At 63.1% G+C, this 17,814-nt stretch carries 15 protein-coding genes; 6 read left to right on the top strand and 9 right to left on the bottom strand.

What is annotated here, in order from left to right; all coding sequences use genetic code 11:
- Positions 1 to 540, top strand: coding sequence for a response regulator (locus DYZ14_RS02620; RefSeq protein WP_232365410.1), 540 nt, complete (start codon positions 1 to 3; stop codon positions 538 to 540).
- Between the two features lie 19 nt (positions 541 to 559).
- On the opposite strand, the gene DYZ14_RS02615 is transcribed toward DYZ14_RS02620, so the two are convergent.
- Complete coding sequence (locus DYZ14_RS02615) at positions 560 to 1,180, bottom strand: riboflavin synthase subunit alpha (protein ID WP_154719210.1); 621 nt, start codon at positions 1,178 to 1,180, stop codon at positions 560 to 562.
- Positions 1,181 to 1,420: 240 nt separating this feature from the next.
- Here DYZ14_RS02615 and DYZ14_RS02610 point away from each other — a divergent pair, with 240 nt between their 5' ends.
- On the top strand, positions 1,421 to 2,344 hold the full coding sequence (locus tag DYZ14_RS02610; RefSeq protein ID WP_154719209.1) for a 1-phosphofructokinase family hexose kinase: 924 nt from the start codon (positions 1,421 to 1,423) through the stop codon (positions 2,342 to 2,344).
- A gap of 27 nt (positions 2,345 to 2,371) precedes the next feature.
- On the opposite strand, the gene DYZ14_RS02605 is transcribed toward DYZ14_RS02610, so the two are convergent.
- The 5 genes from DYZ14_RS02605 to ppsA all read right to left on the bottom strand — a co-directional run bounded on the left by DYZ14_RS02605 (position 2,372) and on the right by ppsA (position 9,249).
- Positions 2,372 to 3,481, bottom strand: coding sequence for an ABC transporter ATP-binding protein (locus DYZ14_RS02605; protein WP_154719208.1), 1,110 nt, complete (start codon positions 3,479 to 3,481; stop codon positions 2,372 to 2,374).
- A 4-nt stretch (positions 3,482 to 3,485) separates the two neighbouring features.
- The gene (locus DYZ14_RS02600; protein WP_154719207.1) at positions 3,486 to 4,379 is read right to left on the bottom strand and encodes a carbohydrate ABC transporter permease; all 894 of its coding nucleotides are present in this window, start codon (positions 4,377 to 4,379) and stop codon (positions 3,486 to 3,488) included.
- Positions 4,376 to 5,275 carry a carbohydrate ABC transporter permease gene (locus DYZ14_RS02595; protein ID WP_154719206.1) on the bottom strand — a complete coding sequence of 300 codons (900 nt, stop codon included), beginning with the start codon at positions 5,273 to 5,275 and terminating at the stop codon, positions 4,376 to 4,378. Before DYZ14_RS02595 ends, DYZ14_RS02600 begins: the two co-directional genes overlap by 4 nt.
- Positions 5,276 to 5,390: 115 nt before the next feature.
- Positions 5,391 to 6,629, bottom strand: a complete 1,239-nt coding sequence (locus tag DYZ14_RS02590) for an ABC transporter substrate-binding protein (protein ID WP_210209273.1) — start codon at positions 6,627 to 6,629, stop codon at positions 5,391 to 5,393.
- A 223-nt stretch (positions 6,630 to 6,852) separates the two neighbouring features.
- Positions 6,853 to 9,249: a phosphoenolpyruvate synthase gene (ppsA, locus tag DYZ14_RS02585; protein ID WP_154719204.1), complete on the bottom strand. Its 2,397-nt coding sequence runs from the start codon at positions 9,247 to 9,249 to the stop codon at positions 6,853 to 6,855.
- Between the two features lie 230 nt (positions 9,250 to 9,479).
- Here ppsA and DYZ14_RS02580 point away from each other — a divergent pair, with 230 nt between their 5' ends.
- From DYZ14_RS02580 to DYZ14_RS02565, 4 genes are all read left to right on the top strand, one after another.
- Positions 9,480 to 10,442, top strand: a complete 963-nt coding sequence (locus DYZ14_RS02580) for a LysR family transcriptional regulator (RefSeq protein WP_154719203.1) — start codon at positions 9,480 to 9,482, stop codon at positions 10,440 to 10,442.
- 162 nt (positions 10,443 to 10,604) lie between these two features.
- Positions 10,605 to 11,678, top strand: a complete 1,074-nt coding sequence (gene exbB, locus DYZ14_RS02575; RefSeq protein WP_232365409.1) for a tonB-system energizer ExbB — start codon at positions 10,605 to 10,607, stop codon at positions 11,676 to 11,678.
- 4 nt (positions 11,679 to 11,682) lie between these two features.
- Positions 11,683 to 12,159, top strand: a complete 477-nt coding sequence (exbD, locus tag DYZ14_RS02570) for a TonB system transport protein ExbD (RefSeq protein ID WP_154719202.1) — start codon at positions 11,683 to 11,685, stop codon at positions 12,157 to 12,159.
- Complete coding sequence (locus DYZ14_RS02565) at positions 12,156 to 13,121, top strand: energy transducer TonB (RefSeq protein ID WP_154719201.1); 966 nt, start codon at positions 12,156 to 12,158, stop codon at positions 13,119 to 13,121. The genes exbD and DYZ14_RS02565 overlap by 4 nt, the downstream gene beginning before the upstream one ends.
- On the opposite strand, the gene DYZ14_RS02560 is transcribed toward DYZ14_RS02565, so the two are convergent.
- The 3 genes from DYZ14_RS02560 to DYZ14_RS02550 all read right to left on the bottom strand — a co-directional run bounded on the left by DYZ14_RS02560 (position 13,118) and on the right by DYZ14_RS02550 (position 17,713).
- Positions 13,118 to 14,647 carry a bifunctional aminoglycoside phosphotransferase/ATP-binding protein gene (locus DYZ14_RS02560; protein ID WP_154719200.1) on the bottom strand — a complete coding sequence of 510 codons (1,530 nt, stop codon included), beginning with the start codon at positions 14,645 to 14,647 and terminating at the stop codon, positions 13,118 to 13,120. The two genes, DYZ14_RS02565 and DYZ14_RS02560, sit on opposite strands and share 4 nt — an antisense overlap.
- A 182-nt stretch (positions 14,648 to 14,829) precedes the next feature.
- Positions 14,830 to 16,371 (bottom strand): L-piperidine-6-carboxylate dehydrogenase, encoded by a 1,542-nt coding sequence (gene amaB, locus DYZ14_RS02555; protein ID WP_154719199.1) that lies wholly within the window; start codon positions 16,369 to 16,371, stop codon positions 14,830 to 14,832.
- 58 nt (positions 16,372 to 16,429) lie between these two features.
- The gene (locus DYZ14_RS02550; protein WP_154719198.1) at positions 16,430 to 17,713 is read right to left on the bottom strand and encodes an NAD(P)/FAD-dependent oxidoreductase; all 1,284 of its coding nucleotides are present in this window, start codon (positions 17,711 to 17,713) and stop codon (positions 16,430 to 16,432) included.
- Between the last annotated feature and the right edge of the window lie 101 nt (positions 17,714 to 17,814).

Genomic DNA, 17,814 nt, shown 5'->3' with positions numbered 1-17,814 from the left:
ATGCCGCGCGAAGATGAAGCGCGCCGGTTAAGACGATCCGTGTGGGTTGGTCGAAAGAAAGACTTTGTTTACCAAGTTTTTCCAGTTTTGTTCAAAACTGAAACAAACTTCGAGTTGCATGCGTTGTGCGGTCAAAGGAGTAAAGCCATGCCGCTCAAGAATGCTATTCAGACTGATACAATCCTCATCGTCGAAGACGACGTGTTTATTTCCATGGATGCCGCGGACAGCGTTTCGCGCGCCGGTGTCAACGTCGTGACGGCGGAGACGGTGCACGATGCGCTGGATATTCTCGAGAACGAGCATATTTCGGCGGCCATCCTTGACTTTCAGGTGCGCGACGGTGCGGTCACGCCGATCGTCGACGAGTTGCGCAAGAGGAGCATTCCCTTTCGCATCGTATCGGGCTCGCCGCTTGCCGAAATCGCCGCGAAGGGCATTCCGGCCGGCCTTTGCGCGCAGAAGCCCGCCGACTACTTCAAGGTGCTTGTCTCCTTGATCAGCGACCGCCCCTGGATATCTCTGCGCCCGAGCCATTGAAGGCACTGGCCGGGGAGCCTCACGGGCGCTTGTCGAGGAGCCGCGTCAGCGTGCGCTCGACGACATCGACCATGACCATCGTCTGGTGATCGACCTCGATGTTCAACCTGTCTCCCGGCTTGTAGCGCGGAAATGTCGTCTGCCGCAGCGTTTCCGGAATGAGATTGATCTGAAAGACGTCGCCCTCGGCTTCCGCAACCGTGAGGCTGGCGCCGTTGACGGCGAGAAAACCGCGGGGGAAAATATATTTGGCCCAGTCCTGCGGCACGGCGAAACGAATGAAGGCGCCCGGCATCTCGCTTTTGGCCGCGACAAGTGTGGCTGTGGTGGCAATGTGGCCGGCGATCGCGTGGCCACCGTTTTCATCCGTAGGCTTGGCCGAGCGTTCGATGTTGACGCTGTCGCCGATGGTCAGATCGCCCAGATTGGTGCGTTCCAGGGTCGCATCCATGGCATCGAAGGTCACGGTCGTCCCGTCGATCGACGTCGCCGACAGGCACACGCCCTCGACCGAGACGCTGCCGCCGATCTGCAAGCCTTCGACAAGGCGTTCGGGAAACGCGATGTGGAATTCGGTGTAACCGTCATGACGGGTTATGTTGACGACGGGAGCAACCGCCTGAACGATACCGGTATACATATATCTTCCTGTGTTCTGCGCCCGGGTCTATCAGAGCGCCCGCAACGATTTTCCGCAAAGGTAATGTGCGGCTTGGCAAAGACAACCGTTTAAACGAGACACTGTGTCAAGTCTTCCCGAGCGGACCGGTCATGGGGCCCCGTCTTGCCCTGTCCAAGGGACCGGCGCTATGGCTCAGCCTTCCGTTGGGGGGTGCAAACAATTTCTTGGATCTGTCATGAAGGGACGCTAGGCTCGGGCATGTCGAAAATTCTCTCCATCGCGCTCAATCCCGCCATCGATATTTCCAGTGACGCTGACAAGGTGCGTCACACTCACAAGACCCGCACCCATAACCAGCGCCAGCATGCCGGCGGCGGCGGCATCAATGTGGCGCGCGTCATCGTCGAGCTCGGCGGCAATTGTGAACTGCTTTATCTTTCCGGCGGTGCCACGGGAACCCTGCTGGAAGCCATGTTGAAGCCATTGGGCATCCGCCAGCATGCGTTTCCAATTCACGACCCGGTCCGGGTAGCCTACAATGTGCGCGAGCTCTCCACAAATCTCGAATATCGCTTCGTGCCCGAGGGGCCGCAGGTCACCGAGGCGGAACTGGCGCCGGTCTTCGACCTTCTGGAAAACACGGATGCGGATTATATCGTCGCCAGCGGCAGCCTGCCGCGCGGTGTCGGTGACGGCACCTATGCACGCATGGCCGCAATCGCGGCGGCCAAGAAAGCCCGCCTGATCCTCGACACGTCCGGCGAGGCTCTGCATGAGACGCTGTCGAAGTCGAAAGTCTTCCTCGTCAAGCCGAGCCTCGGCGAACTGGCGAGCTTTGTCGGGCAGGAGATCGATCACGACAATGCGGGTTCCGCCGCGCAGGCCGTCGTGCGCAGCGGGGCTGCAGACTATATCGCTGTCACGCTCGGTGGCGACGGTGCGATCCTCGTTGGAGCCGAAACGATCCAGCGCGTGCCGGCGATCGAGGTGCCGGTTCAGTCGGCGGTCGGCGCAGGCGATAGCTTCGTCGCCGCGATGACCTGGTCACTGGCCGAGGGTCACGAGATCGGCGAGGCTTTCCGCTTCGGCCTGGCGGCCGGTGCTGCGGCCGTCATGACATCGGGAACGGAACTCTGCCGTCGTGCGGACGTGCTGGCGCTCTATGAGGCGAACAAGGGCTGAGCTTCGCCCGGCCGCTTGGTCGATGCCTCATAGCCGCATGCCGGTCTTTCCGTCGAACAGTTTGGCCTTGCCCATGTTGACCTCGAAGCGGAACGTCTCGCCCGGCTTGACGCGCTCTTCGGGCCTGACCCGCGCGATCGCCTCCATGCCGCCGAGCGTGAAGACCAGCATCGTGTCCGGTCCAGTCGGCTCGACCACGTCGACCGCGCGTTCGAAGACGAAAAGGTCGGATTGCGGCGCGCCGTGGGCGCCGACATGGGTGATCGTCTCGGGGCGAAGACCGAGATGGATCTCCTCGCCCTCCAGCCCCTTGACCTTTGCCGCCTGTTCCGGCCCGAGCGGAAAGCGGATCGTTCCCTCTTCGTCGGTGACGGTGATGGCATAGCCATCCTCGTTGACCACCTTACCCTTGACGATGTTCATCGACGGCGAGCCCATGAAGCCGGCGACGAAGAGGTCGACGGGGTTTTCATAGATCTCCTCGGGCGTGCCGAACTGGCGGACATGGCCGTTGTCCATCACGGCAATGCGAGAGGCGAGCGTCATCGCCTCGATCTGGTCGTGGGTGACGTAGACGATGGTCTTGCCGAGGCGCAGATGCAGTTTCTTCACTTCCGTGCGCATTTCGATGCGCAGCTTGGCGTCGAGGTTGGAAAGCGGCTCATCGAACAGGAAGACGTCCGGATTGCGCACGAGGGCGCGGCCCATGGCGACGCGCTGGCGCTGGCCGCCGGACAACTGCCCGGGTTTGCGGTCCAGCAGCTGCTCGATGTGCAGGAGCTGGGAGACGTCGGCGAGCGCCTTGTCCTGCACTGCGCGATCGACGCCACGGGTCTGCATGCCGAAGGTGATGTTCTCCTCAACGGTCTTGGTCGGATAGAGCGCGTAGGACTGGAAAACCATGGCGATGTTCCGGTCCTTCGGCGGCACGTCGTTCACCAGCGTGTCGCCGATGCGAATCTCGCCGCTGGTCAGGGTCTCGAGCCCGGCGATCAAGTTGAGCAGGGTCGACTTGCCACAGCCCGAAGGTCCGACAAGCACGACGAACTCGCCGTCATCGAGGTCGATGCTGACCCCCTTGATGACCTCGACATTGCCGAACTTCTTCCAGACGTCCCGCAGTTCTACTTTCGCCATCTCATCACCCTTTCACGGCGCCTGCGGCCAGACCGCGCACAAAGTATTTCCCCGCCACGATGTAGACGAGGAGCGTCGGCAGGGCGGCGATGATCGCGGCCGCCATGTCGACATTGTATTCCTTCACGCCGGTACTCGACGCGACGATGTTGTTGAGCGCCACGGTCACCGGATTGCTGTCGCCGACCGTGAAGGCGACGCCGAACAGGAAGTCGTTCCAGATCTGGGTGAACTGCCAGATGACGGCGACGACAATGGTCGGCAGCGACATGGGCAAGAGCAGCGTGAAGAAGATGCGGAAGAAGCCGGCACCGTCGATCTTCGCCGCATGGACGATGCCGTCCGACACGCTGACGAAGAAGTTGCGAAAGAACAGCGTGGTGAAGGAAAGGCCGTAGACGGTGTGGACCAGGATCAGGCCGTAGACGCTGCCGGCGAGACCGAAATAGCCGAGCATGCGGGCCATGGGCAGCAGCACGACCTGGAAGGGGATGAAGGAGCCGAACAGCATCAGGGCGAAGATGATGTCCGCGCCGGGGAACTTCCACTTGGTCAGGGCATAGCCATTGAGCGCGCCGAGCAGGGTGGAGATGGTGACCGCCGGGATCACCATCAGGATCGAGTTCATGAAATAGGGCTGCAGGCCGGTGCAGCGCACGCCGACGCAGGCCGCGCTCCAGGCCTTTTCCCAGGCGGCGAAGGTCACATCCTTCGGCAGACTGATGAGCGAGGACGTGCGGATTTCCTCGAGCGACTTCAGAGAGGTCGAAATCATCACGAAGAGCGGCATGAGATAGTAGAGGCAGAAGAGGCCGAGGATGGCGAACAGCAAGAGCCGCAGCAACGTGTTCCTGAGACCCCTGGGCCGGACGATGCCGGAGGTAGCCGTCTTGCTCATTTCGCCGGCCTCCTCAGTTCCGAATAGAGATAGGGAATGAAGATCGCGGTGACCGTGACCAGCATCATCACCGCGCTTGCGGCCGCCGTGCCGAGTTCGCTGCGCTGGAAGGCGAAGGAATACATGAACGTCGCCGGCATGTCGGTGGCATAGCCCGGTCCGCCGCCGGTCAGCGCCATGACCAGGTCGAAGCTCTTGATGGCAAGATGCGCGAGAACGACGAAGGCGGAGAAGAAGACCGGCCGAACGATCGGCAGGATGATGCTCCAGTAGGTCCGGAACGGCCCCGCACCATCGATCGCCGCCGCCTTGATGATCTCGTCGTCGACCGAGCGCAGGCCGGCGAGGAACAGCGCCATGACATAGCCGGAGGATTGCCAGACGCCGGCAATCACGATGGTGTAGATCGCCATGTTCGGATCGACGAGCCAGTCGAAATTGAAATTGGGAAAACCCCAGCCCTGGATGATCTTCTCGACGCCGAGTGTCGGGTTGAGGATCCATTTCCACGCCGTGCCGGTGACGATGAACGACAGTGCCATGGGGTAGAGATAGATGGTGCGGATCATGCCTTCGGCGCGAATCCGCTGGTCGAGCAGGATCGCCAGGAACAGGCCGATCAGCATGCAGCAGATCATGAACAGACTTGTGAAGATGAAAAGGTTCTCGATCGCCACGAACCAGCGCGGAGTCGTCCACAACCGCTCGTATTGGCCAAGGCCGATCAGCGTGTAATTCGGCATCACGCCGGACTTGGTGAAGGAGATATAGACCGTCCAGGCGATGAAGCCGTAGACGAACAGCAGGCTTGCGGCAAACATCGGCGACACGACGATCTGCGGCAGCCATCGCTCGAAAAATCGATCGAAGGCGACCCGTCGGCTTCTGTCAGTCATTTCGCGGATCCTCCCGGCATGGTCTTCATTCCCCCTTGCGGTCTGCGCCGCATCAACGGGAACCACCGGAGTTCGGCAAGGCCGGACCCCGGTGGGGATCGATCGCAGTTAAGTCTTACTGGGCGCGCTTCACCGCTTCGCCCATGGCCTTGGCCGCATCGGCCGAGCTCATGTCCGAATTGAAGAAGTTGGTGACGACGTCGAGGAATTCGCCGCGTACCGTGCGGGGAACCGCCATTTCATGGGCCATGGACGGAACGAAGGTGTTGTTCTTCACTGCCGCCGTCATGTCTTCGAAGGACTTGAGGGCGCAGCTGTCGAACTTGTCCAGCTTGATGTCGGTGCGGGCCGGAATGGAACCCTTGGCCAGGTTGAAGGTTTCCTGGAACTCGGGCGACATGATCAGGCTCGCCAACACCTTCTGGCCCTCGATGCGATCGTCGCCCGAAACCTTGAAGAAGGCGAAGCTGTCGGTGTTGAAGCTGAAGCCGTTGCCAGGAGTCGGGGCGCAGATGAAATCCTTGCCCGGCTCCTTGCCGGCGGCGAGGAACTCGCCCTTGGCCCAGTCGCCCATGATCTGGAAGCCGGCTTCGCCGTTCATCACCATGGCGGTCGCGAGGTTCCAGTCGCGGCCGGAGAAGCCCGGATCGACATAGCCCCGCAGCTTGCGGAGCTGGTCGAAGACCTTGACCATGGTTTCGCCGGTCAGGGCCTCTTCGTCCAGCTCGATCAGCGCCTTGCGATAGAAATCCGCGCCTTCGGAAAGGACGATGGTTTCGAAGACCGTCGCATCCTGCCAGGGTTGGCCGCCATGGGCGAGCGGCGTGATGCCGGCGGCCTTGAGCTTGTCGGCAACGGCGTTGAACTCGTCCCAGGTCTTCGGCACTTCGGCGCCGACCTTGGCCAAGACGGCGGGGTTCACCCACATCCAGTCGATGCGGTGAACATTGACCGGGGCGGCGACATACTTGCCCTGGTATTTCATGATTTCGGCCATGGACGGCGGCAGGACATCGTCCCATTTCTCGGCCTTGGCCACATCCTCGACATCGGCGAGACCACCCTGGTCGGCCCATTCCTGGATGCCGGGACCTTTCAGCTGCACGGCTGCCGGCGGGTTGCCGGCCATCACGCGGGCGCGAAGGGCGGTCATGGCCGCATCACCGCCGCCGCCGGCGATCGGCGAGTCTTCCCAAGTGCCGCCCTGCTTTTCGAAGGCTTCCTTCAAGGTCCCGACGGCTTTCGCCTCGCCACCCGAGGTCCACCAGTGCAGGACCTCCACGGTGCCGCCGGCATGGCCGGCTGCGGGAAGCATGAAGAGAGAGACGGCGGTGGCAGTCAAAATGGATTTCAATTTACGCATGGCATCCTCCCGATTATTGCGGACGCAAGGGTCCGATTGCCGAATGGCTTTGGAAAAGGCTACTTGGTTCTGCGTAGAAACCCGCTCACGAATATGCGCGTTCTGCGGGCATGCGAACAATATCACGATACAACGATATCAACAGGTCGAATTGACTCTAATCAATCGGTGCGGGAGATTCGCCCGCACCGTACGGCACCTTGCCTCCGGGCGATCAGCCCCGGCCAGCCTTGGCCTTCTCCGCCGCCGAGACGATTTGTTTCACGGCGATGAAACTGTCGGGGCTCACCGACATCGAGTCGATGCCGCAGTCGACCAGGAACTCGGCGAATTCCGGATGGTCGCTTGGCGCCTGGCCGCAAAGGCCGATCTTGGCGCCCGCCTTGTTGGCCTCGGATATCACCTTTTCGATCATCCATTTGACCGCCTCATCCTGCTCATCGAACAGGTCGGCCAGTTCCCCGGAATCGCGGTCGACGCCCAGTGTGAGCTGGGTGAGGTCGTTCGAGCCGATCGAGAAGCCGTCGAAACGGTCGGCGAACTTGGCGGCCAGGATGACGTTCGAGGGGATCTCGCACATCACATAGACCTGGAGGCCGTTTTCGCCGCGCTTCAGGCCGTTCTCCGCCATGACGGAGAGCACCTTGTCGGCCTCACCGACCGAGCGGCAGAAGGGGATCATGACGACGACATTGGTGAAGCCCATTTCGTCGCGCAGCCGCTTGATCGCCTGGCATTCGAGCGCGAAGCCTTCACGGTAGCGCGGCGAGTAATAGCGAGAGGCGCCGCGAAAACCGATCATCGGGTTTTCTTCCTCCGGCTCGAATTCCGCCCCGCCGACGAGGCCGGCATATTCATTGGTCTTGAAGTCGCTCATGCGGATGATGACCGGCTTCGGATAGACTGCGGCGGCAAGGCGGCCGAGGCCACGGGCCAGCTTGTCGACGAAGTAGTCGGGCTTGTTGTTGTAGCCAGCGGTCAGGGTGGCGATCTCGGCCTTTGCCGCCTCGTCCTTCAGCCTGTCGAAATGCACGAGCGCCATCGGATGGACTCGGATGGCGTTGGATACGACGAACTCCATGCGGGCGAGACCGATGCCGTCGGCCGGCAGGCGCCACCAGCGGAAGGCCGAGCCGGGATTGGCGAGGTTCAGCATGACCTTGGTGTTGGTTTCCGGCAGGTCGTTGACGTCGAGTTCCTCGACCGAGAATTCGGCGATGCCCTCGTAGATGAAGCCTTCGTCGCCCTCGGCGCAGGAAATCGTCACGTCCTGACCCGTATGCAGGATCTCCGTCGCATTGCCGGTGCCGACGACGGCCGGCAGGCCGAGTTCGCGGCTGACGATCGCAGCATGCGAAGTGCGTCCGCCATGGTCGGTGACGATGGCCGCGGCGCGTTTCATGATCGGCACCCAGTCCGGGTCGGTGGTCTGGGTGACGAGAATCGAGCCCTCGACGAACTTGTCGATGTCCTTGGCGGTTTCGATCAGGCAAACCTGTCCGCTGGCGATGGCGTCGCCGATCGACAGGCCCTTGGTCAGGACCTTGCCCTTGTTTTGGATCGTGTAGGATTTGAAAATGCCGACGTCACGCCGCGCCTGAACCGTTTCCGGGCGGGCCTGCACGATGTACATGTCGCCGGTATCGCCGTCTCGAGCCCATTCCATGTCCATCGGGCAGCCGTAGTGCCGTTCGATGGTCGCCGCCCAGCGGGCGAGTTCGACGATCTCCGGATCGCTCAGTACCCAAGCGGCCCGCTCGGCCTTGGAGGTCGGCACATTGCGGGTCGGCTTGTCGCCGACCGCATAGATCATCTTGATGGACTTGGCGCCCTTCTTCTTCTCGATGATAGGCGACAATGCCATGTCGTCGAGCAGCGGCTTGAACACCTGATACTCGTCCGGGTCCACCGTGCCCTGCACGACGTTCTCGCCCAGGCCCCAGGCGGCATTGATCAGCACGACCTTGTCGAAGCCGGTCTCGGTGTCGATCGAGAACATCACGCCCGATCCGCCGATGTCGGAGCGCACCATCTGCTGCACACCGATCGACAGCGCCACCTTCATGTGGTCGAAGCCCTTGGTCCTGCGATAGCTGATCGCGCGGTCGGTAAAGAGCGAGGCATAGCAGCGACGGCAGGCGTCGATCAGCGCCGTCTCGCCCTTGATGTTGAGGAAGGTTTCCTGCTGGCCGGCAAAGCTGGCATCCGGAAGATCCTCGGCGGTGGCGCTGGAGCGCACGGCGACCTCGACTTCGTCCACGCCGGCCCGTTTCGACAACGTGCGATAGGCCTCACGGATCGCTACCTCGATCTCGGCCGGCCAATCGCCCTTGAGGAAGATATTGCGGATTGCCAAGCCGGTCTCGGCGAGCGTCGCCTTGCCGGACTCCCATTCGGCGAGGAAGGACGTCATGCGTTCCTTGAGGTTGTTTGCCGTGACATAATTCCAATAGGCGTCCGCAGTGGTGGCAAAACCCGGGGGCACGCGTATGCCGCCCGCGGCCAGGGCTTGCACCATTTCACCGAGCGAGGCGTTCTTGCCGCCGACGCGCGGCACGTCGTGGCGTCCCAGCGTTTCAAACCATGCGATGGACTGCTGCACTGCGGACATGGAAACCCTCCCGGATGGTGTTCTTGATGACGGCTCGCTCGGAGCGATTGTATGTTGTCGACAATAACCACTGTATTGTCACCGTGCTTTGACAATAATCAAAGAGATGCGCGAATGCGGGCTGCGGCGCAGCTTGTCTTATGACCGGATATTCGGCCTGGCCGGACTTGAAACGGATTTCGTTTTAGGCAGTATTCATTCTCAGGATTCATCAAAGGAATGACTGATTCATGCGCGTCGATTTCCTCGGCCTCGAGGCCTTTCTGTGCATTGCCGAGCGCGGCAGCTTTCACAGGGCGGCCGCCCATCTCAATCTGTCGCAGACGGCGCTCAGCCACCGGATGAAGAAGCTCGAGGACGATCTGGGCCTCAAGCTTCTGGCGCGGACGACGCGTCAGGTGACCTTGACCCCGACCGGAGTCGAACTGCTGCCTAAAGCGCGGCGGATGATGGACGAAATCACCTCCTCGTTCGAGCAGCTTCGCCTGCGGGGCAAGGAGCGCCAGGAGCATATCTCGATCGCCTGCCTGCCCACCATCGCCTCGATCTACCTGCCGCGCATCCTTGGCGGCTTCCTGGAAGACTATCGCGATGTGCGCGTGCGGATCCTCGACCATTCCGCCTCGGAGATCATCGACCATGTTCGCAACGGCGAGGTCGAGTTCGGCATTTCCATCGTCTCCTCCATGGCCATGGACCTGGAGATCACCCCGCTTTTCAAGGAATCCTTCGTTCTTGCCTGCCCCAAAAGCCATCCGTTGGCCAAGGGCGACGCCGCCACCTGGCAGGACCTCGAAGGTGAGCCGCTGATCCGTATCGGTACGCTGACGGGCAACCGTATCCTGATCGACGATGCGCTCGGCAGTCGCCGGGAGAGCCTGCTGTGGCGATACGAAGTGCGCCACATCGCGACCGCCATCAACATGGTGCAGGCGGGGCTCGGATTGACGGTGCTGCCGGAATTCGCACTCGGCGCCAGCCGGGCCTCCGACATCGTCGCCGTGCCGATCCGCAATCCGTCCGTCGTGCGCACCATCGGCACCATCATGCGCAAGGGCATTCCGCTGAGCCCGCCCGCCGAGGCGCTTTGTGCACTGGTCATGCGGGAATTCCGCCAGGAAAAACCGGTCAGGTCGTCCCGCAAGCCGGCAGATCACGATCACCTGGATTCGGAGACGGACAGCGCTGCATAAACCTCACCGCCGCGTTCAACTTTTTCAGCGCGGCAGGCGCGTTATTACTTGTCAAAATAATTCAAGTTAATTATCGAGGGGGATGCCAGCGCATGATCGTGGCAGGTCCTGCCGCGATCACGACGGGCCATCGTATCGTTTCATCAGACAAAGGAGCTCCCAGTGTTTCCTCATCATTCGGGACCTTCCATCACCGGCCTTGCCCTGGCCGGATGCCTGCTTCTTTCTTCCGCCGCCGCATTCGCACAGGAGCCTGCGCCTGGCGGCATTGCGCCTTCAGCGCCCGCAGCAGCGGCGGTCGCGCCGACCCCGGCTCAGCCGGGTCTGGCGGTCTCTCCCGAACCTGTAAGCGATGCGGCGCCTGCCTCGACCGAAGCGGCAGCGTCTGACGCGGCTGAAGCGACGTCCGCTGCAGAACCGGTCGCGGTTCAAGCGGGTTCTCCGGCCGTCGAGACGGGTGGGGCTTCTCCGGCGGTGGATGAACCGGCCGGCGCTGGACAGATCGCCCGCGAAGATCTGCCGCATAATCTCTCGCCGCTCGGCATGTTCATGGCAGCCGACTGGGTGGTCAAGGCGGTGATGATCTCGCTGGCCTTCGCCTCTCTCGTCACCTGGACCGTGTGGCTGGCCAAGACGCTGCAACTGGCCGGCGCCCGGGTGCGGGCGACGCGTGGACTGAAGGCCATCCTCAAGGCCCACACGCTCGAAGCGGCCATGGCCGACATGGCCGGTCGCGGTGGCGTCGTCGTCTCGATGCTGCGCAGTGCCAGCGATGAAATCCGCCTCTCCGATGCCGCCGTGGATCGGGCGGGCGGCGCCGGGGTCAAGGAGCGGGTGGCCTCTGCTCTGGCGCGGATCGAGGTGCGTGCCGGGCGCCATATCGCCAAGGGCACCGGCGTGCTGGCGACGATCGGTTCGACGGCGCCGTTCGTCGGCCTGTTCGGCACGGTCTGGGGGATCATGAACTCCTTCATCGGCATTTCCGAATCCCAGACGACCAATCTCGCCGTCGTCGCGCCCGGCATTGCCGAGGCCTTGCTCGCCACCGCGATCGGCCTGGTGGCCGCTATCCCGGCGGTGATCATCTACAACGTCTTTGCCCGTTCGGTGACCGGTTATCGCCAGTTGCTGGGCGACGCGGCGGCCGGCATCGAGCGCCTGGTCAGCCGCGATCTCGACTATCGCAAGGCCTCTCCCGCGGCCAAGAGCGCCGCCGTGGCGCTTGCGGCGGAGTAAAGAGATGGCCGGCGGCATTCGGGAAAACCATTCAGGCGACGATCTGGCGGAAAACCACGAGATCAATGTCACGCCCTTTATCGACGTGATGCTGGTTCTGCTCATCATCTTCATGGTGGCCGCACCGCTGGCCACCGTCGATGTCAGCGTCGACCTGCCTGCATCGACGGCGAAGCCGGCCGAGCGGCCGGATACGCCGGTCTATGTCACACTGAAGGAAGACATGAGCCTGTCGCTCGGCAACGAGACGGCTGTCCGCGAAACCCTCGGTGCCGATCTCGATCGCCTGACCGAGGGGAACAAGGATGCGCGGATCTTCCTGCGCGCCGACAAGGCGGTGGACTATGGCGCCTTCATGGAAGTCATGAACCTCCTGCGCGATGCCGGCTATCTGAAGATCGCGCTGGTGGGGCTGGAAACCCTGCCGTCGCCGCAACTTTCGCCGGACGAGCCGTCACCCGCGCCCGGGGTGCAGCCATGACAAGCCACCCGGTGCAGCGCTCCAGGGGCAGGGTAGCGGGTGAACTGCTGCTCTGGTCGGCGGCCGCGGTTTGTGTGGCCGCCGCCCATGCCGGTGCGGTTGCGCTGTTGCTGCAGGAACCGGAGCTTGTTGCAGCCGATGCGGCCCCCCCGTCGGCGATCATGATCGAGCTTGCCCCCGAGCCTGTTGCGGAAAAGGTCGAGGAGGAACAGATCGTTCCCGACCAGGTCGATGCCGAGGAGATCAAAACGGCGTCGCATGAGCCCATCCCTGAGCCTCTTGAGCAGCCGGTACCCGAGCCCATGCCCGAGCCGATCGTGGAGCCGCCGGTCGAGGAAGTCGTGGAGCACGTGCCGGAGCCGGTTGCCGAGCCCGTCGTCGAACCGCCGCCGCTCGAACCCGAGCCGCTCCCGGACCCTGTCGAGGAGATCGATCCGATCGAGCAGATGGTGATGGCCCAGCTTGAAAACGTGGCCGTGCCGATTCCGGTCATGCGTCCGCCGCCGCCCGCTCCGAAGCCGGTGGAGGAAAAGCCGAAGAAGCAGGACGCGAAGAAACCCGTCGCCAAGCCGAAGGCGCCGCCGCCGCCCGCGTCGGAGGCGGCGCGCAAGGCCAAGGCCGAGGTCGCCCAGGCCGATCGCACGGCGGCAAAGGCGACCAGCAGCGGTGGGGGCCGCAATGTCAGCCCCGCCAAGTGGCAGTCGCGCCTGATGTCGCATCTCGAGCGGCGCAAGCGCTATCCGTCTGAGGCGCGCAGCAATCGGGAAGAGGGGACCGTCTATGTACGGTTCCGGATCGATGACGGCGGTAATGTCCTGTCGGTTTCGCTGTCGCGATCGTCCGGCCATTCGAGCCTCGACCAGGCGGTGCTCGATATGGTGCGTCGCGCCTCGCCCGTTCCGGCCCCGCCTGCGGGCGTGAGCAAGACGATCACCGCGCCCGTGCGCTTCAATATTCGTTAGCCGGGCCGGTCGAGCAACGTCTCGACCGCCGCGAGGACGTCATCGATCGCAGCGGTCGCGTCGATGCGGTGCCAATCCATGGGACCAAGGTCCCTGGCGAGTTGCATTTCAAGCACGTCGAGCGTGGCGTCGGATTGACCCTTCGGCCTTGACGCAATGCGCGACTGCAGGGTGTCGGCGCCGGCGTCCAACCAGAAACCGCTGAATGGTACGCTCAATTGTTCGGCGATGACGCGCACGTGACGGCGGTCATCGGGCCGGTCGAAAACGGCGTTGACGATCGCTGTGCCACCGCCCTCAATCACCAGGCGCGCCCGATCGGCCATCTGTGCATAGACCGTCGCCGAGATGTCCGGTCGATAGGCTTCCGGAGGCAATTGCTGGTTGGCGGCGACGCCGAACATCGCCTTGCGAATCCGGTCGCTTTCTAGGATGCGGGCACCCGGCGGACCGGCGAGACGGGGGGCAAGCCGATCGGCGAGTGTGGACTTGCCGGAACCGCTCAGCCCACCGATCGCCACGAGCCGTGGCGATCGGTGGGTGAGAAGCGATGCGGCGAAGTCGAAATAGGTCCCGGCGCTGTGCGCCAGCTTGCCATCGGCATCCCCGCCCGACTCGATCTGGGTGCCGGTCACATGGGCGCGGACGGCGGCCCTGACCGCCATGAAGAAGGGTAGAAGGGAAAAGCCCTCGTCGTCGTGGCTGATGTCGAGATAGCGATTGGCCGCGACATTCGCCAGATCCGGGAAGCCGCGATGCCACAGGTCCATCAGCAGGAAGGCGAGGTCGTAAAGGACGTCGACGGTTGCGATCTGGTCGTTGAAGTCGATGCAGTCGAACATGCGTGGCCCGGCGGCGCTGAGGAACAGGTTTCGCAAGTGCAGGTCGCCATGGCAAAGGCGCACCTTGCCCTCGGCTTCGCGTCGATCCATCAGGGCTATATGATCCGTCCAAGCGCTTCGGAAGACCGCGTTCAGCCGGGCGACGGCATCGTCGGGGAAGACATGGCTGGTGGCGAAGCCTGCCGCATTGATGTCCAGCACGCCGCCAAGGTTGGCCGAACCGCTGGCGGTGTGGACGATCGGCGCTTGCGCATGGACGGAGGCGATCATCCGCGCCGTTTCCTCCATCAGCGAAGCGTCCAGCTTGCCTTCGTCCGCCATGCGGTCGAACAGGTCGTGCTGGGCAAACCGGTTCATCTCTACGACGACGTCGACGGCCTCGCCCGTGCCGTCAAAGGTCAGTCGCCCATCTGCCTCGCGGGTGATGCGGCGGATGCCGAGGTAGAGCTCGGGCGTTGCCCGACTGTTGAGCTCGACCTCGCGCCGGCAGTAATGCAGGCGAAGTTCATAGGTCGAAAAGTCGGCGTAGGGCAGTTTGACAGCACGCTTCAGCTTGTAGGCGCGGCCATCGATCAGGAAGACGAGCGAAATGTGGGTCTCGATGATCTTCACTGCGCCTGTTTCGCCGTAGGTCTCAGGCGCGCTCAGAAAGGCAATCGCTGCCGACTGATCGTGAATGTTCATTCGCCCGCCCCGAAATGCCGCCAGATCATGCGGGCACCTTGGCCGATTTGAAAGGGGAAGACCAGTGCAGGCCATCAAACCTTGGTCTGAGGCTTTTGAACTTTCACATAAAGTTCAAAAAGAAAAGGCCGCGCGGTCTGTTTCGCCCGCGCGGCCTTCGCTCGAATCAACAAGAGGGTCGATCAGCCCACGTCGAACTTGACGCCCTGCGCGAGCGGCAGTGTCTTGCCGTAATTGATCGTGTTGGTGGCGCGGCGCATGTAGGCCTTCCAGGCGTCGGAGCCGGATTCGCGGCCGCCGCCGGTTTCCTTTTCGCCACCGAAGGCGCCACCGATTTCTGCGCCGGAGGGGCCGATATTGACATTGGCGATGCCGCAATCCGACCCACGATCCGACACGAAGGCTTCCGCCTCGCGCAGGTCGTTGGTGAAGATCGACGACGACAGGCCCTGGGGAACGTCATTGTTGAGAGCCAGCGCTTCGTCGAAGTCGCTGTACTTGATGATGTAGAGGATCGGCGCGAAAGTCTCGTCCTTGACCGGACCGGTCTGGGCCGGCATCTCGACGATTGCCGGGCGAACGTAATAGGCGTCGGCCGCTTCGTTCTGCATCAGGCGGTCGCCACCGGAGACCTTGCCGCCAGCTGCCTTGGCTTCATCGAGCGCCTTCTGCATACGGCCGAAGGAGCCTTCGTCGATCAGCGGGCCTACCAGCGTCGAGGACTGCAGCGGGTTGCCGACAGTGACCGAGCCATAGGCCTGGATCAGGCGCGGGACGAGCTTGTCGTAGACGCTTTCGTGGACGAACAGGCGGCGCAGCGAGGTGCAGCGCTGGCCGGCCGTGCCCATGGCGGCAAAGGCGACGCCGCGCAGGGTCAGGTCGAGATCGGCGGTCGGGCAGACGATCGCCGCATTGTTGCCGCCGAGCTCGAGGATCGACCGGCCGAAGCGGGTGGCGACGCGCGGGCCGACGGCACGGCCCATGGCGGTCGAGCCGGTTGCCGAGATGAGCGGAACCTTCGGGCTGTCGACGAGGATTTCGCCGATCTCGCGGCCGCCGATCAGCAGCGTCGAAAGATTGGCCGGAGCCTTGCCGCCGTCGGCGACATAACGGCTGACGGCCTTTTCGAAGATCGCCTGGGTGGCGATGGCGGTGAGCGGGGTCTTCTCCGACGGCTTCCAGATGGTCGAGTTGCCGCAGACCAGTGCCAGAGCCGAGTTCCACGCCCAGACGGCAACGGGGAAGTTGAAGGCCGAGATGATGCCGGTGATGCCGAGCGGATGCCAGCTTTCCATCATCCGGTGTTCGGCGCGTTCGGTGGCGATGGTCAGGCCGTAGAGCTGACGCGACAGGCCGACGGCGAAGTCGCAGATGTCGATCATTTCCTGCACTTCGCCAAGACCTTCGGAGACGATCTTGCCGACTTCTATGGAAACCAGGCGGCCGAGGTCGGCCTTGGCGGCGCGCAGTTCCTCGCCGAGCAGGCGGATCAGTTCGCCGCGCTTGGGGGCCGGAACGAGGCGCCATTCGAGGAAGGCCTGATGGGAGGCGTCGATGGCGGCCTTGGTGTCGGCGGCATTGATCTCTGTGACAGCGGCGATCTTCTCGCCGTTGATCGGCGAGCGAACCGAAAGCGTGCCGCCGGCGAGGCTTTCGGCGGGCACGCCGAGGCGGCCCATGATGGCGGCCACTTCGGCCGAGAAGTTCAGGTTGGCAAGGGTCATGGTCTTCCTTCCAGTAATTGCGGATGTTCCGTTATCGGTTGTCTTCGAGGGCTTCCGTTCAGAAGCGCGCCCCGGCGAAATGGGCGATCTGGGCGCCGGCTTCGTAATAGGCGCCCTTCAGGTTGCGAAGCGGAGCTTCGACGACGTCCCTGACCGGCAGCGGCAGATCCGTCTCCGAAAGTTCGCCGAGGATATGGCGAGCCAGTGTCTTACCGAAAACCGTTCCCGGCGCAATGCCGCGGCCGTTATAGCCGGAAAAGCCCACGACATTCGGGGCAAACTTGTGAAAACGCGGAATGGCGTCGTCGGTCATGCCGATGCGGCCATACCATTCGGTTTCGAATTCGACATTGCCGAGATCGGGAAAGAGCTTCTTGAGCGCCCTCTTGGCCCAGGAGCGGTGAATGGCGGCGCCTGTGTTGCGAAGGGCGCCGCAGCTGCCGAAGACAAGGCGGCCGGCCTTGTCCATGCGGAAGGAGGAGAGCACTTCCTTGGTGTCCCAGCAGCCCTCGCGGCCCGGCAGGATCTTTTTCAGCTGTTCGGCCGAGAGCGGCTTGGTGGCGAAGTTGAAATAGGGCAGCAGGACCTGTTCCTTGCGCACCGCTTCCCAAGGACCGGTCGAATAATATTCGGAGGCGACGATGATCCAGTCGGCCGACACCGAACCGTTCGTCGTCTTCACCACCCAGCGGCTGCCGTCGCGTTCCGTCGAAACCGCGGCGCTGCCGGTATGGATCTTGGCCCCGGCAGCGATCGCCGCCTTGGCCAGCCCCCGAACATAGGCCAGCGGCTGGAGCGTGCCGGCCCGCATGTCGAGCAGCGATCCTGCATAGGCCGTCGTGCCGATGCGCTTGGCCGTCTCTTCCGCCGAGAGAATACGCACGTCGGCGCCCCGCGCGGCCCACTGGCTGCAACGCTCCTTGATTTCCTCAAGACCGGACTGGCCGACGGCGCAGTGGAGCGTGCCGTTCTTTTCGAGCTCGCAGTCGATGCCGTGCTTTTCGATCAGCGCGCGGACCAGCAGCGGTGCATTGCCCAGCAGGTCGAGAACGCGCTCGCCATAGACCGGGCCGAGTACGCCGGGGATCTCCGACGGCATGACCCACATGCCGCCGTTGATCAGGCCGACATTGCGGCCGGCCCCGCCGAAGCCGATCTCGGTTGCCTCCAGGAGGACGACCTTGGTGCCAGCCTCCGCCAGGTGCAGGGCGGCGGAAATACCGGTATAACCGCCGCCAACGATGACGACATCGGCGTCGACCCGGCCGGAAAGCGGCGGGGTGAGCGGTGCCGCCGGTGCGGTCCTTTCCCACAGGCCGTGGGAGCGGGGGTCGTTCAGCATGATCTCTTCCTCTTGGGTGGCCGTGGGAGACGGCCGATAGGACGTTTCGTTGCGTCGGAGGCGAGCGCGGTTCTCGAGGAAGTCGCAGTCCAGGCGTCGCT

The organism is Ciceribacter sp. T2.26MG-112.2, from assembly GCF_900492205.1.
Classification (GTDB): Bacteria; Pseudomonadota; Alphaproteobacteria; order Rhizobiales; family Rhizobiaceae; genus Allorhizobium; species Allorhizobium naphthalenivorans_A.
Note: the sequence above shows the minus strand (reverse complement) of the source record. Positions and strands in the feature narration are given on the sequence as shown.

What these genes read in the sequence shown, in the direction of transcription:
- DYZ14_RS02610 (WP_154719209.1), top strand. Translation starts at nt 1,421, where the DNA reads ATGTCGAAAATTCTCTCCATCGCGCTCAATCCCGCCATCGATATTTCC.
- DYZ14_RS02600 (WP_154719207.1), bottom strand. Translation starts at nt 4,379, where the DNA reads ATGAGCAAGACGGCTACCTCCGGCATCGTCCGGCCCAGGGGTCTCAGG.
- DYZ14_RS02620 (WP_232365410.1), top strand. Translation starts at nt 1, where the DNA reads ATGCCGCGCGAAGATGAAGCGCGCCGGTTAAGACGATCCGTGTGGGTT.
- DYZ14_RS02565 (WP_154719201.1), top strand. Translation starts at nt 12,156, where the DNA reads ATGACAAGCCACCCGGTGCAGCGCTCCAGGGGCAGGGTAGCGGGTGAA.
- DYZ14_RS02605 (WP_154719208.1), bottom strand. Translation starts at nt 3,481, where the DNA reads ATGGCGAAAGTAGAACTGCGGGACGTCTGGAAGAAGTTCGGCAATGTC.
- amaB (WP_154719199.1), bottom strand. Translation starts at nt 16,371, where the DNA reads ATGACCCTTGCCAACCTGAACTTCTCGGCCGAAGTGGCCGCCATCATG.
- DYZ14_RS02580 (WP_154719203.1), top strand. Translation starts at nt 9,480, where the DNA reads ATGCGCGTCGATTTCCTCGGCCTCGAGGCCTTTCTGTGCATTGCCGAG.
- DYZ14_RS02550 (WP_154719198.1), bottom strand. Translation starts at nt 17,713, where the DNA reads ATGCTGAACGACCCCCGCTCCCACGGCCTGTGGGAAAGGACCGCACCG.
- DYZ14_RS02595 (WP_154719206.1), bottom strand. Translation starts at nt 5,275, where the DNA reads ATGACTGACAGAAGCCGACGGGTCGCCTTCGATCGATTTTTCGAGCGA.
- DYZ14_RS02615 (WP_154719210.1), bottom strand. Translation starts at nt 1,180, where the DNA reads ATGTATACCGGTATCGTTCAGGCGGTTGCTCCCGTCGTCAACATAACC.
- DYZ14_RS02560 (WP_154719200.1), bottom strand. Translation starts at nt 14,647, where the DNA reads ATGAACATTCACGATCAGTCGGCAGCGATTGCCTTTCTGAGCGCGCCT.
- ppsA (WP_154719204.1), bottom strand. Translation starts at nt 9,249, where the DNA reads ATGTCCGCAGTGCAGCAGTCCATCGCATGGTTTGAAACGCTGGGACGC.
- exbD (WP_154719202.1), top strand. Translation starts at nt 11,683, where the DNA reads ATGGCCGGCGGCATTCGGGAAAACCATTCAGGCGACGATCTGGCGGAA.